Raw genomic sequence first — 13,081 nt, forward strand, 5'->3', positions numbered from 1 at the left:
GAATGAATTTTGCGAGTCGCTTTCCGAAAATGAGGTTGATCTTTATGCATACAGGGGTTACTGTATATCCATACAGTAACTACAGGGCTGGAATGAATATGCACACTTCAGGCTATGCAAATCGCTCAACTTCTCTCTCTTCTACCGCAGGCAATGTCGCGCAGAATTCCGTCGAGCGTGTTTCCACGGGGCTTATCAGTGAAGTGGTTTATCGTGAAGACCAGCCCCTGTTGACGCAACTTCTGCTGTTGCCATTATTGCAGCAGCTTGGTCAGCAATCACGCTGGCAGCTTTGGCTCACCCCTCAGCAAAAACTGAGTCGTGAGTGGGTTCAGTCCGCAGGCCTTCCGCTCACTAAGGTCATGCAAATTAATCAGCTCTCGCCGTGCGATACCGTGGAGTCGATGATCCGCGCGTTACGCACCGGAAATTACAGCGTGGTGATTGGATGGTTACCGGAAGAATTGACGGAAGAGGAACATTTCCGTCTGACAGAAGCAGCTGAAGAAGGGAATGCGATCGGGTTCATTATGCGTCCGGTTCGATCGGATTCTTACCGCAGAGGACAACTTTCTGGGCTAAAAATTCACTCGAATTTGTATCATTGAGTGAAATTAAGATTTTTCCTGGAATTTTTTTTGACTACAAGATGGCATTAAAGTTCCCTGACTGAAAATTGCGGCAAGGCTTGTCTGGTGCGGTTCTCCTTAATTTTATTGCACAAAATTCGTTCGAAAAATGTTAAATAATCGGTATACGGAACTTTTTTTTTCATATGCCTGACGGACTTCACACTTGTAAGTTTTCAGCTACGTTGTAGACTTTACATCGCCAGGGGTGCTCGGCCTAAGCCGAAGATATCGGTAGATTTATATTTGACCACGCCCCCCGGTGAAGGATTTAACCGTGATTCTCTCCTGAGACTTTCATGGCGAATTTTGGATGATAACGAGGCGCAAAAAATGAAAAAGACAGCTATCGCGATTGCAGTGGCACTGGCTGGCTTCGCTACCGTAGCGCAGGCCGCTCCGAAAGATAATACCTGGTATGCAGGTGGTAAACTGGGCTGGTCTCAGTTCCACGACACCGGCTGGTACAACAGCAGCCTGAACAATGATGGCCCAACTCACGAGAGCCAGCTTGGTGCAGGTGCGTTCGGTGGCTATCAGGTTAACCCGTATGTTGGTTTTGAAATGGGTTACGACTGGTTAGGTCGTATGCCATACAAAGGCGACACCATCAACGGCGCTTTCAAAGCACAGGGCGTTCAGCTGACCGCTAAACTGGGCTACCCAATCACTGACGATCTGGACGTGTACACCCGTCTGGGCGGCATGGTATGGCGCGCAGACTCCAGCAACAACATCTCTGGTGACAACCATGACACCGGTGTTTCCCCAGTATTCGCTGGTGGCGTTGAGTGGGCTATGACCCGTGACATCGCTACCCGTCTGGAATACCAGTGGGTTAACAACATCGGCGACGGCAACACCGTTGGTGTTCGTCCAGACAACGGCATGCTGAGCGTAGGTGTTTCCTACCGTTTCGGCCAGCAGGAAGAAGCAGCACCAGTTGTTGCTCCAGCGCCAGCTCCAGCTCCAGAAGTACAGACCAAGCACTTCACTCTGAAGTCTGACGTTCTGTTCAACTTCAACAAAGCGACTCTGAAACCAGAAGGCCAGCAGGCACTGGATCAGCTGTACACCCAGCTGAGCAACCTGGATCCTAAAGACGGTTCTGTAGTGGTTCTGGGCTTCACCGACCGTATCGGTTCTGACGCTTACAACCAGAAACTGTCTGAGAAACGTGCTCAGTCTGTTGTTGATTACCTGATCTCTAAAGGTATCCCAGCTAACAAGATCTCCCCACGTGGTATGGGCGAATCTAACCCAGTTACTGGCAATACCTGTGACAACGTGAAAGCTCGCGCTGCACTGATCGACTGCCTGGCTCCAGATCGTCGCGTAGAGATCGAAGTTAAAGGCATCAAAGACGTTGTAACTCAGCCAGCGGCATAAGTTATCGTCTTATAAAAAAACCCCGCCATGCGGGGTTTTTTATTGTCTGCAGAAAACTAAAGTCTATTTTTTACCCAACAGAGCCTGAAGGTCGTTCTTCAGCGTCGACATCTGATTGGCGTACTTCTCTTTATGTTCGGCATCCTCAATCAACTGCACGATGGTTTCCGAAAGCGTTTTGCCCCGTCGTTGTGCCAGCCCAGCCAGGCGTTGCCAGACAACGAACTCCAGATCGATTGATTTTTTGCGGGTGTGCTGATGCTCAGCATTAAAGTGCCGTTTGCGTCGCGCGCGGATAGTTTGCTTCATCCGGTTTAACAACGCGGGATTGATGTGTTTCTCAATCCAGCTGTTAACCTGTACCGGTTCATTTTCGAGGGTCAGCAAAATATCCACGGCTTCTTGCGCAGCGCTGGCTTCGATGTAGCAGGTGATCAGCTCCCCTTCACGGTGCTTTTTGACCAGGTACTTCCATTTCCAGCCGCTTTCGAGATTTTCCAGTTGTTGATATTTCATTGCGATCTCAGTGTTACCACGTAACTCTGTTCAGAATATCAGTTTTTTAGCAATCTGCTGAAAAGAAATCATATCCTGTGAGTGAATGCAGCCAATCGCCCTGTCGAAATACCCAATCCTGCTTGGGTACAGCCCCCCGCTTACGGTATACTCCACGCTTTTACATCTGACTAAAAAACATCAACTTTGACCATTACGAAACTTGCATGGCGTGACCTTGTTCCGGATACCGAAAGTTACCAGGAACTGTTTGCACAGCCCGAACTCGCAAAAGAACACGAATTCATCCTTAGCGATACGCAGCCTCGTTTGCATTATGCGCTGGAGCAGGTGTTAAGCCCATGGGCAACTGCGCCTTTCATGCTGCTCAAGGCCCCGGAAGAAGCGGAATACCTGACGCTGCTCGGAGATGCCGTGCGCCAGCTGAAGCCGGAAGCGAACGCAGTTTTTGGTGGCCAGTATCGTATTGCGGGACATGATGTCACTTTCGAACCGGCGGCGCAGGCCGATGGTCGTTTTGCCGCTAAGGGCGAAGTGATTACCGCGAACTGGGCCGAGGCGGAACAGCTCTTTGGTTGTCTGCGCCAGTTTAACGGTGAACTTTCGCTGCAGCCGGGGCTGGTACATCGCGCAAATGGCGGTGTTCTCATTATCTCACTGCGTACCCTGCTCTCGCAGCCGCTGCTGTGGATGCGTCTGAAAACCATCGTGCACCAGCAGCGTTTCGACTGGGTCGGCTATGATGAGTCTCGTCCTCTGCCTGTCTCCGTTCCGTCTATGCCGCTGTCGCTAACCGTCGTGCTGACGGGCGACCGTGAATCGCTGGCGGACTTCCAGGAAATGGAGCCGGAACTCGCTGAGCAGGCGGTGTATAGCGAATACGAAGACAACATCCAGATTGCTGACGCCGACGATATGGCACAGTGGTGCCAGTGGGTGATGGCCGTTGCTGAACGTTTTGCGCTACCAACCCCTGCGGCTGACGCGTGGCCGGGCTTAATCCGCGAAGCGGTGCGCTACACCGGTGACCAGGAAACGCTGCCGCTTTGCCCGCTCTGGATCGGTAAACAGCTGCGTGAAGTGGGCGTGATCAGCGGTGACGGAGCGTTCACCGGCGAACAGCTCACTCAGATGCTGGCTCAGCGTGAGTGGCGAGAAGGCTATCTTGCCGACCGTATGCAGGATGAAATTCTGCTGGAACAAATTCTGGTGGAGACCGAAGGCGAACGCATCGGGCAGATCAACGCCCTGTCGGTGATTGAATTTCCCGGCCATCCGCGCGCATTCGGGGAACCGTCCCGTATCAGCTGCGTTGTCCACATTGGCGATGGCGAGTTCACCGATATCGAACGGAAAGCCGAGCTGGGCGGCAACATTCACGCGAAAGGCATGATGATCATGCAGGCGTTTTTGATGTCAGAGCTGCAGCTTGAGCAACAGATCCCCTTCTCCGCCTCGCTGACGTTTGAGCAGTCCTACAGCGAAGTGGATGGCGACAGCGCCTCTATGGCCGAGTTGTGTGCCCTAATCAGCGCCCTGGCGGAAGTGCCCATCAATCAGAACATCGCCATCACCGGTTCGGTGGACCAATTCGGTCGTGCCCAGCCAGTGGGAGGCCTCAACGAAAAGATTGAAGGCTTCTTCTCTATCTGTCAGCAGCGCGGTTTAAACGGCAAACAGGGTGTGATTATTCCTGCTCCCAACGCACGCCATTTGAGCCTCAGTCAGGACATTCTGGATGCGGTTGAGCAAGAGCAGTTCACCATCTGGGCCATCGAAGGGATTGAGGATGCGCTACCCTTACTGACAAATCTGGTTTGGGATGGCGAAGGGCAAACCACCCTGATGCAGACCATCCAGGAGCGCATTGCTCAGGCGACGCAGCAGGATGCTCGTCATCGTTATCCATGGCCGTTACGCTGGCTGGGCTGGTTTAGTTCGAACTGATCGGACTTGTTCAGCGTACACGTGTTAGCTATCCTGCGTCCTTCACTAAAATAAGGCTTACTGAGAACATGGTAGATAAACGCGAATCCTATACAAAAGAAGATCTTCTTGCCTCTGGTCGCGGCGAACTGTTTGGCGCAAAAGGCCCACAGTTACCGGCCCCTAACATGCTGATGATGGACCGTGTCGTGAAAATGACCGAAACCGGCGGCAACTTCGATAAGGGTTACGTAGAAGCAGAACTCGATATCAACCCGGACCTGTGGTTCTTCGGTTGCCACTTTATTGGCGATCCGGTAATGCCTGGCTGTCTGGGCCTGGATGCCATGTGGCAGCTGGTTGGTTTCTATCTGGGCTGGCTGGGCGGCGAAGGTAAAGGCCGCGCGCTGGGCGTGGGCGAAGTCAAATTCACTGGCCAGGTTCTGCCTACAGCGAAGAAAGTGACCTATCGTATTCACTTCAAGCGCATCGTTAACCGCCGCCTGATTATGGGCCTGGCAGATGGCGAAGTGCTGGTAGACGGCCGTCTGATCTATAGCGCAAGCGACCTGAAAGTTGGCCTGTTCCAGGACACTTCCGCGTTCTGATTGTGCTTTTCTCACCTCCAGAAAGGCGAAACCTCCGCATTGCGGAGGTTTCTTTTTTGAAAGAGACGTTATCAGGCTATGAGTGCCCTGTCGCCGATGGCTTCTCGCCAGCCTCCAAGCCATTGTGACCTTTGATTTATCGTCTGATAAGGACACATTTCTTTAGAACGTCCAGCGATGCCAGCCTGATAACCACGTTGATGAGCCCGTTCCAGGCGATCTCGTTTCTGTCTCTTCATGCCTCGTTTCCCTCATTCTTTTGTCTGGTGGAAAGAAAACAGTGTCTGCACTAAATGCACAGGCACAGATAACGAATACCCCGAATTAGTCGTAGCGTCAATGTTCAAAATTCATACGGGTGTCATATTTGTGAGCTACCTGGAAGTTCATTTGTACAAAAATTGTGACGTGGCACAAGTAACAAACTGAAGTGAAAACGAAAAAAAAACCGCAATCAGCAACGGGCCAACTGCGGTTTTTGATGATGAATTTTACTTATGGCAGCCGGGAAATTTCTCTCGCGATGCTGGCCGACTCCTGTGCCCAACCCTGAGCCAGGACTTTCACCATTTCGTCATAGCCATCTTTCTGCTGCTTCAGTTCCAGATGGAAAGGACGCTTAATCAGCTGCCCCTGATGGTTCAGCAACCACTCCCCGCTGATCACCACCGCACCGTCGTAACGGCCGTGGAAGCCCGTTACCGTGACGTTCAGCGTATCCTGGTCGTTACCCAGCGGCTGCGACGCGACAACCCAACCGGGAAGCTGGCTGCCGAGATTGGCCACCAGCGTGTTGCGCAGCTGCTGATCGAGCGGGCTGGCCCACAGGTTGTTCGTCGCAATCACGTATTTAACGTCGCTGGTCTGATAGACCACCCCGTTTCCTGCCAGATAATCCGGCACCGCAACCTGCTCAACCCACAGCTGACGGTTTCCCTGGCTGGCTGTGCTTTGCCCACCGCTGTGGGTAGCCACAGGAAGCTGATAGTAGCTTTTATTATCTACCCCTGAACTGCACGCCGTTAACAGCAGAGCGCCAACCATCAATAGCCACTTTTTCATTCTTTTGCCCTCTTCGGCTCAGGATCCTTTTTATCTTTCGCTTCGAACACCAGCGCATTGCTCTTCTCGTTGAGCGTTTTCAGCACCGGCTGCAGTTCACGTAAGACCTGATCAAGACGCTGCATATCTGCCACCATCTTATTGTAGGCCGCAGAGCCCGGCTGGAAGCCCTGCATACTGCGGTTCAGCTCACGCAGCGTTTTCTGCATGTCCTGCGGCAGTTGCTGCATACTCTGGCTGGCAGTGATCTTATTGATATTATCCAGCGTGGTCTGCAGGCGTTGCATTGTCGCCTGGCTTTGATGCAATGAACCTGTCGCCGCTTCAATCATCGGATTCAGCGGCAGATTATTGATCTTATCCAGCGTCTCCATCAGGCGCTGCTGGATCTGAGCCAGACCGCTGCTCACCGTTGGGATGATCTTATAGCCACCAAATTCACGAATACCGGTAATCGGCGGTGCTTTCGGGTAGAAGTCCATATCCACATACAGCGCACCGGTCACCAGGTTACCCGTCTTCAGCGACCCGCGCAGACCGCGTTCCATCAGTTGACTGATATGGGTGGCAATATCCTGATTCTCGCCAATCTGGTTGATCAGGCGTTCGGGTTCAATACGAATCAGCACCGGTATACGGTAATCATCATCCAGCACCTGCTGCAGGCCAGGCACAAAGAACGGCACCTGTCCAACCGTACCGAGGCGAATGCCGCGGAACTCAACAGGCGCCCCCGGCTGCAGACCGCGGACGGAATCTTTGAAGAACATCAGGAAGTCAACGTGATCGGTGTAGAGCGCATCCTGAATGCTTTTTTGATCGTCGAACAGGCGGAAAGCGGTGTTCTCCGCCACCGGCTGCCCGAGGTCAAGCCCTTCCGGCACGTCAAAACTCACGCCGCCGCCAAAGAGGGTTGTCAGCGAGCCCATTTCAACGCGCATGCCTGCCGAGGTCAGATCCACCGCGATGCCACTGTCCTTCCAGAAGCGAACGTTACTGGTGACCAGACGATCGTTAGGCGCATTGATGAACAGCTGATAGCTGATGGCTCTTTTCTGAGGATCGAACGTACTTTTCTCCACCGACCCCACGCGATAGCCGCGGAACAGAACCGGGTCACCCGCCGTAAGCTGGCCCGCTTTTTTGCTGTCGAGGATCACGCGTATACCCTTGGCATCAGGCGGCGCAAGTGGCGGTGAATCCAGAAGCTGGTATTGCGCTGGCTGGTTGCCTTTTGCGCCCGGCTGCAGTTCGATGTAAGCCCCTGAGAGCAGCGTCCCTAATCCGCTGATCCCTTCGCGCCCTACCTGCGGTTTAACCACCCAGAAAACGGAATCGCCATGCAGCAGTTTTTCCATGCCGGCATTAAGGCGCGCCTTAATCTCCACATGGGTTAAATCGTCGGTCAGGATTGCGCTTTCGACCACGCCCACGTCCACGCTACGGCTTTTGATGGTCGTTTTACCGCCCTCAATCCCCTCGGCATTGGTGGTTATCAGCGTGACTTCCGGTCCCTGATGGCTGTAATGATAAAACAGGATCCATGCACCGATCAGCGCGGTCACGATGGGAAAAATCCACACCGGCGACCAGTTTTTGACCTTCTGCACTTTCGCCTCTCCACTCTTATTTTCCATGCTCTTACTCTTCCTCATGGCTTGATTCAGGCTCACGATCCCACGATAAACGAGGGTCGAAGGTCATGGCCGCAAACATGGTCATAATCACAACCAGTGCAAACATTAAAGCCCCCATCGCGGGATAAATACTCATCAAACCGCCCATCCGCACCAGCGCAGAGAGAACGGCGATGACAAACACGTCAATCATTGACCAGCGTCCGACAAACTCGACCACTTCATAAATCAGGTGCATGCGCTCGCTGTCGCGTTTCCCATGACCTTTCGCATCCCAGCAAAGCCAGGCGATAGCGATCATTTTTAAGGTTGGCACCATAATACTGGCGATAAAGATGACGCCAGCAACCGGATAAGAACCTTCCCCCCAGAGCAATATCACCCCGGCCAGGATCGTGGAGGGCATTTTGTCGCCGAGCAAATCGGTGATCATGATCGGCAGAATATTGGCGGGCAGATACAGCATGATGGACGTGACCAGCAGCGCCATCGTCCACTGCAGGCTATTTTTACGGCGTACATGACCTTTCGTTTCGCAGCGCGGACAAACGTCGAGATCGGCGGGCAGCACGGCGGTGCAGCATGGGCAAGAACGCAGCCCCTGACGAATACCGGGCACGCCGACCTTCACCTTCTGCGCAAGCGTCGGTGCCGGAGCGATATCATCCCACGCCCAGCGCCTGTCCACGCACTGGAACGCGCGCAGCTGCAGGACGCAGTACAGGCACCACGGAACAAAGCTGCTGCCGATCCCTACATCGCCATACGCCATCAGCTTCACGAAACTGACCAGAATGCCCGCCAGAAAGATTTCGGCCATGCCCCAGCTTTTAAGCTGAAAAAGGATACGCGCAAGCCGGATTTTCAGTGATACCGGCATCCTGACGCGGTTCACCAGCAAAAGGATGGCGACCAGGCACAACGCCGGGACTATCTGGACAAACAGGAGAAAAAAGGTGCCGAGGCTGGCGTAATCTTCCGAGAACATCACGCCCGGGATTTCAAGCAAATCCACCTGGCTGGTTATCCCCCCCACCTTCATATAGATGAAGGGGAAGAGATTGGAGAGCAGCAGCATGAACAGTGCTGCCAGAGCGTAAGCAGTGGGACGCTGCCGCGGCGCGTCCCACTCGGTTGTCAACGTCGCACCGCAACGTGGACACAGGGCTTTATGTCCGTGACCAAGCTCTGGCAACGCCACGAGCATATCGCATTGCGAGCATAAAATATGCCTGTCGGCATGGTGCTGGTCACACATATGTTATCCCTGTTTATGCGCCGTTCTTCAGAGACTCAAGGTACTCCCAGCGCTCAAATGCTTCTTCCAGGGCTTTTTCAGCCGCGGAGAGTTCAGACAGTACTTTCTGAGTATAGTCATGCGATTGGCTAAAGAATGACGCATCAGCAACCTGTTTTTGCAGATCCTCAAGCGCGGTCTCCAGCTCTTCCAGACGCTGAGGTAGCCCCTCCAGTTCGCGCTGCAGGTTATAACTTAGTTTAGCCGAGGTTTTCTTGACAGTTTCTGCTTTTGTTACAGCAGGTTCAGAACTTGTTTTGGACTTTGTCTGTTTCTGCGCCAGAGACTGCGATTGCTGCCCTTTTGCATCATGATAACCGCCTACGTATTGTCCAATTCGCCCTTCACCTTCGAAGATCCAGCACTCGGTTACGGTGTTATCAACGAACTGACGATCGTGGCTGACCAGCATCACGGTGCCCTGATAGCCGTCGATCAGCTCTTCGAGCAGTTCCAGCGTTTCGACATCCAGGTCGTTCGTTGGTTCATCGAGAATCAACAGGTTACTTGGTTTCAGGAACAAACGCGCCAGCAGCAGACGATTACGCTCTCCGCCAGATAACGCACGCACCGGGGTCATTGCACGTTTAGGATGGAACAGGAAGTCCTGCAGATAGCCCAGCACGTGGCGCGGTTTACCGTTAACCATCACCTCTTGCTTACCTTCAGCAAGGTTATCCATCACCGTTCTGTCTGGGTCCAGCTCTGCACGGTGCTGGTCAAAATAGGCGACTTCCAGCTTTGTCCCGCAGTGAACACGGCCGCTGTCAGCCTGCAGCTGACCGAGCATCAGCTTGAGCAGCGTGGTTTTACCACAGCCGTTCGGGCCAATGAGGGCAATTTTATCGCCACGCTGCACCTGAGCGGAGAAGTCTTTCACCAGAACTTTTCCATCGACCTGGTAATCGACATTTTCCATTTCAAAGACAATCTTACCGGAGCGGGATGCCTCTTCGACCTGCATCTTCGCGCTGCCCATCACTTCACGGCGAGCGCTGCGCTCGTTACGCATCGCCTTCAGGGCACGCACGCGGCCTTCGTTACGGGTACGGCGGGCTTTGATACCCTGACGGATCCAGACCTCTTCCTGTGCCAGCTTGCGGTCAAACTCCGCATTTTGCAGCTCTTCCACGCGCAGGTTTTCTTCTTTTTCCAGCAGATAGGTATCGTAATCGCCAGGATAGGTGACCAGCTTGCCGCGATCGAGATCGACAATACGCGTTGCCATGTTGCGGATAAACGAACGGTCGTGTGAGATGAAAATAATGGTGCCGTTAAAGGTCTTCAGGAACCCTTCCAGCCAGTCAATCGCTTCGATATCCAGGTGGTTGGTCGGTTCATCCAGCAACAGTACCTTCGGGCCGCTGACCAGCGCGCGGCCGAGCGCCGCTTTACGCAGCCAGCCGCCGGAGAGCGCCGACAGCTCCATATCCGCATCCAGACCTAACTGATCCAGCACTTCCGTGATACGGCTTTCAAGTTGCCACAGACCGTGATGATCCAGAAGCTCCTGCAGGCGCGCCATCTCATTGAGATTTTTTTCACTTGGGTCGGTCATCACCAGATGTGAAATTTCGTGATAGCCCTTCAGGTATTCAGCCTGCTCAGAAATCCCTTCTGCAACGAAATCATAAACGGTACCCGCCACGTTACGAGGAGGGTCCTGCTGCAGACGGGAAACAATCAGATCCTGTTCGTAAACAATGCGCCCATCATCCAGACCCTGTTCACGGTTGAGGATTTTCATCAGCGTGGATTTACCCGCGCCGTTACGGCCTACAAGACAGACGCGTTCGTTGTCTTCAATATGCAGTTCAGTATCATCGAGAAGTGGCGCATCGCTAAAAGAGAGCCACGCGCCGTGCATGCTAATTAATGACATTTATTTTTCCTTTCAGACCGCGGTAATCAACCAGCAGTTATGAATTTGACGGTTGCGGGCAAAGTCCTGAGACAGCGTTTTTTGGCTGATTTCTTGTGCTTTCAGCCCCAGGGCTGCTAAACCGTCATGATCCATACGGAAGCCGCGTTTGTTGTTCGAGAACATAATGGTGCCGCCCTTGCGCAGCAGGCGCTTCAGGTCGGTCATCAGGCGCAGGTGATCGCGCTGTACGTCAAAGCTATCTTCCATACGCTTGGAGTTGGAGAAGGTCGGCGGATCGATAAAGATCAGATCGAACTGCTCGTCGGTTTCACGCAGCCAGCCCAGCACGTCGGCCTGCATCAGGCGGTGCTGACGTCCGGTTAAACCGTTAAGACGCAGGTTGCGCTCCGCCCATTCCAGATAGGTACGGGACATATCCACCGTGGTGGTGCTCCGCGCGCCGCCCAGACCCGCATGCACGCTCGCGCTGCCGGTATAGGAGAACAGGTTGAGGAAATCTTTGCCCTTGCTCATCTGGCCCAGCATGCGACGGGCGATACGGTGGTCAAGGAACAGGCCGGTATCCAGATAGTCGGTCAGGTTTACCCACAGGCGGGCGTTGTACTCGCCCACTTCGATAAAATCGCCCTTCTCATTCATCTTCTGGTACTGGTTTTTCCCTTTTTGGCGCTCGCGGGTTTTCAGCACCAGCTTGTTCGGCGTGATGCCGAGCACGGCGATGGTCGCCGCAATGACGTCCAGCATGCGCTGACGCGCTTTTTGCGCATCGATGGTTTTCGGTGGAGCATATTCCTGAATCACCACCCAGTCCGCGTAGCGGTCAACCGCCACGTTGTACTCCGGCAGGTCGGCGTCGTACAGGCGGTAGCATTCAATCCCTTCCTGCTTCGCCCACTTCTCATATTTCTTCAGGTTCTTGCGCAGGCGGTTGGCGTAATCTTCCGCCACGCCGGATGGCTTGCTGTCCGCCGCTTTCTCCGCCAGATGGTAGTTCTTCTGCACGCAGTCCAGCGGGCCGTTTTTCGCCTTAAACTGGCGATCGGCACGCAGCTGCAGGCAGCTCAGCAGCTCCGGCGAGGCGCTAAACAGAGACAGGTTCCAGCCGCCGAAGTAGTCCTTCATATTGCGGCCCAGCAGGCTGTGCAGGGCAATCAGCGCCGGCTCGCTGTCCAGACGCTCGCCGTATGGCGGGTTGCTGATCACGGTACCGTACGGGCCTTTTGGCAGCGGGTTGGTCAGGTTCGCCACGTCCTTCACCTCGAAGGTGACCAGCTCGCCGATACCGGCGCGACGGGCGTTGCTGCGCGCGCGTTCAATGACGCGCGGGTCGCTGTCCGAACCGTAGAAGTGGGAGGTGTACTCTGCCAGACCTTTGCGCGCGCGGGTCTGCGCTTCGTCTTTGACCTCTTTCCAGATCGCTTCGTCGTGCTGTGCCCAGCCTTTAAAGCCCCAGTGGCCGCGATGCAGGCCCGGCGCGCGGTCGGTTGCCAGCATGGCCGCTTCAATCAGCAACGTACCGGAACCACACATCGGATCGAGCAGCGGCGTGCCCGGCTGCCAGCCGGAGCGCATGACGATGGCGGCAGCCAGCGTTTCTTTAATTGGTGCCATACCGGTGCGATCGCGGTAGCCGCGCAGGTGCAGGCCCGCGCCGCTCAGATCGAGAGAAATACTTGCCGTATCGCCGTTCAGCCAGACGTTAATACGCAGATCCGGATTTTCGCGATCGACGTTCGGACGTTCCTTATTTTTACGCGTGAAGCAGTCAACAATGGCGTCTTTTACGCGCAGGGCACCGTACTGGCTGTTGCGGATCTCGTCGTTCACGCCGTTGAAATGCACCGCAAAGGTGGCGTTTGGCGTGAAGATCTCTGTCCAGTCGATCATCTGTACGCCGGTATAGAGGTCCAGGTCGCTATAGACCTTGCACTCCTTCATCGGCAGCATGATGCGCGACGCCAGACGGCTCCACATCAGGCTCTGGTAAATAAGCCGCGTGTCGCCCTCAAAATGGACACCACCCTGAACCACCTGGCACTCTTGTGCGCCCAGGCTTTCCAGTTCAGTTTTTAACAGCTCTTCCAGCCCACGGGCCGTACTGGCAAACAGAGAATTCATATCGTCACTTTTAC

At 54.2% G+C, this 13,081-nt stretch carries 11 protein-coding genes; 4 read left to right on the forward strand and 7 right to left on the reverse strand.

Annotated elements, in window-relative coordinates; all coding sequences use genetic code 11:
* Positions 1 to 98 precede the first annotated feature (98 nt).
* Complete coding sequence (gene sulA / locus NQ230_RS15630) at positions 99 to 608, forward strand: SOS-induced cell division inhibitor SulA (RefSeq protein WP_121425762.1); 510 nt, start codon at positions 99 to 101, stop codon at positions 606 to 608.
* A gap of 354 nt (positions 609 to 962) precedes the next feature.
* Positions 963 to 2,018 (forward strand): porin OmpA, encoded by a 1,056-nt coding sequence (gene ompA, locus NQ230_RS15635; protein WP_023311028.1) that lies wholly within the window; start codon positions 963 to 965, stop codon positions 2,016 to 2,018.
* Between the two features lie 63 nt (positions 2,019 to 2,081).
* Here the strand turns inward: ompA and matP are convergent, their stop codons facing one another.
* Entirely contained in the window at positions 2,082 to 2,534 is a 453-nt protein-coding gene (gene matP / locus NQ230_RS15640) for a macrodomain Ter protein MatP (protein WP_063143983.1), read from the reverse strand.
* A gap of 186 nt (positions 2,535 to 2,720) precedes the next feature.
* Between matP and NQ230_RS15645 the strand changes: the two genes are divergently transcribed.
* The gene (locus NQ230_RS15645) at positions 2,721 to 4,481 is read left to right on the forward strand and encodes an AAA family ATPase (protein WP_257258123.1); all 1,761 of its coding nucleotides are present in this window, start codon (positions 2,721 to 2,723) and stop codon (positions 4,479 to 4,481) included.
* A 68-nt stretch (positions 4,482 to 4,549) separates the two neighbouring features.
* The gene (fabA, locus tag NQ230_RS15650; RefSeq protein WP_008499931.1) at positions 4,550 to 5,068 is read left to right on the forward strand and encodes a 3-hydroxyacyl-[acyl-carrier-protein] dehydratase FabA; all 519 of its coding nucleotides are present in this window, start codon (positions 4,550 to 4,552) and stop codon (positions 5,066 to 5,068) included.
* 71 nt (positions 5,069 to 5,139) lie between these two features.
* Here fabA and rmf read toward each other — a convergent pair whose 3' ends face one another.
* The 6 genes from rmf to rlmKL all read right to left on the reverse strand — a co-directional run bounded on the left by rmf (position 5,140) and on the right by rlmKL (position 13,067).
* Positions 5,140 to 5,307, reverse strand: a complete 168-nt coding sequence (gene rmf / locus NQ230_RS15655; RefSeq protein ID WP_013097261.1) for a ribosome modulation factor — start codon at positions 5,305 to 5,307, stop codon at positions 5,140 to 5,142.
* 256 nt (positions 5,308 to 5,563) lie between these two features.
* The gene (gene pqiC / locus NQ230_RS15660; protein ID WP_024907767.1) at positions 5,564 to 6,130 is read right to left on the reverse strand and encodes a membrane integrity-associated transporter subunit PqiC; all 567 of its coding nucleotides are present in this window, start codon (positions 6,128 to 6,130) and stop codon (positions 5,564 to 5,566) included.
* Complete coding sequence (gene pqiB / locus NQ230_RS15665; protein ID WP_257258124.1) at positions 6,127 to 7,767, reverse strand: intermembrane transport protein PqiB; 1,641 nt, start codon at positions 7,765 to 7,767, stop codon at positions 6,127 to 6,129. Before pqiB ends, pqiC begins: the two co-directional genes overlap by 4 nt.
* A 4-nt stretch (positions 7,768 to 7,771) precedes the next feature.
* Positions 7,772 to 9,025, reverse strand: coding sequence for a membrane integrity-associated transporter subunit PqiA (gene pqiA, locus NQ230_RS15670; RefSeq protein ID WP_257258125.1), 1,254 nt, complete (start codon positions 9,023 to 9,025; stop codon positions 7,772 to 7,774).
* Between the two features lie 13 nt (positions 9,026 to 9,038).
* The gene (locus NQ230_RS15675) at positions 9,039 to 10,946 is read right to left on the reverse strand and encodes an ABC transporter ATP-binding protein (RefSeq protein ID WP_257258126.1); all 1,908 of its coding nucleotides are present in this window, start codon (positions 10,944 to 10,946) and stop codon (positions 9,039 to 9,041) included.
* 12 nt (positions 10,947 to 10,958) lie between these two features.
* Positions 10,959 to 13,067 (reverse strand): bifunctional 23S rRNA (guanine(2069)-N(7))-methyltransferase RlmK/23S rRNA (guanine(2445)-N(2))-methyltransferase RlmL, encoded by a 2,109-nt coding sequence (gene rlmKL / locus NQ230_RS15680; protein WP_257258128.1) that lies wholly within the window; start codon positions 13,065 to 13,067, stop codon positions 10,959 to 10,961.
* Positions 13,068 to 13,081: the final 14 nt, after the last annotated feature.

The organism is Enterobacter asburiae, from assembly GCF_024599655.1.
Lineage (GTDB): Bacteria > Pseudomonadota > Gammaproteobacteria > Enterobacterales > Enterobacteriaceae > Enterobacter > Enterobacter asburiae_D.

What these genes read in the sequence shown, in the direction of transcription:
- sulA (WP_121425762.1), top strand. Translation starts at nt 99, where the DNA reads ATGCACACTTCAGGCTATGCAAATCGCTCAACTTCTCTCTCTTCTACC.
- ompA (WP_023311028.1), top strand. Translation starts at nt 963, where the DNA reads ATGAAAAAGACAGCTATCGCGATTGCAGTGGCACTGGCTGGCTTCGCT.
- matP (WP_063143983.1), bottom strand. Translation starts at nt 2,534, where the DNA reads ATGAAATATCAACAACTGGAAAATCTCGAAAGCGGCTGGAAATGGAAG.
- fabA (WP_008499931.1), top strand. Translation starts at nt 4,550, where the DNA reads ATGGTAGATAAACGCGAATCCTATACAAAAGAAGATCTTCTTGCCTCT.
- rmf (WP_013097261.1), bottom strand. Translation starts at nt 5,307, where the DNA reads ATGAAGAGACAGAAACGAGATCGCCTGGAACGGGCTCATCAACGTGGT.
- pqiC (WP_024907767.1), bottom strand. Translation starts at nt 6,130, where the DNA reads ATGAAAAAGTGGCTATTGATGGTTGGCGCTCTGCTGTTAACGGCGTGC.
- pqiB (WP_257258124.1), bottom strand. Translation starts at nt 7,767, where the DNA reads ATGGAAAATAAGAGTGGAGAGGCGAAAGTGCAGAAGGTCAAAAACTGG.
- pqiA (WP_257258125.1), bottom strand. Translation starts at nt 9,025, where the DNA reads ATGTGTGACCAGCACCATGCCGACAGGCATATTTTATGCTCGCAATGC.
- NQ230_RS15675 (WP_257258126.1), bottom strand. Translation starts at nt 10,946, where the DNA reads ATGTCATTAATTAGCATGCACGGCGCGTGGCTCTCTTTTAGCGATGCG.
- rlmKL (WP_257258128.1), bottom strand. Translation starts at nt 13,067, where the DNA reads ATGAATTCTCTGTTTGCCAGTACGGCCCGTGGGCTGGAAGAGCTGTTA.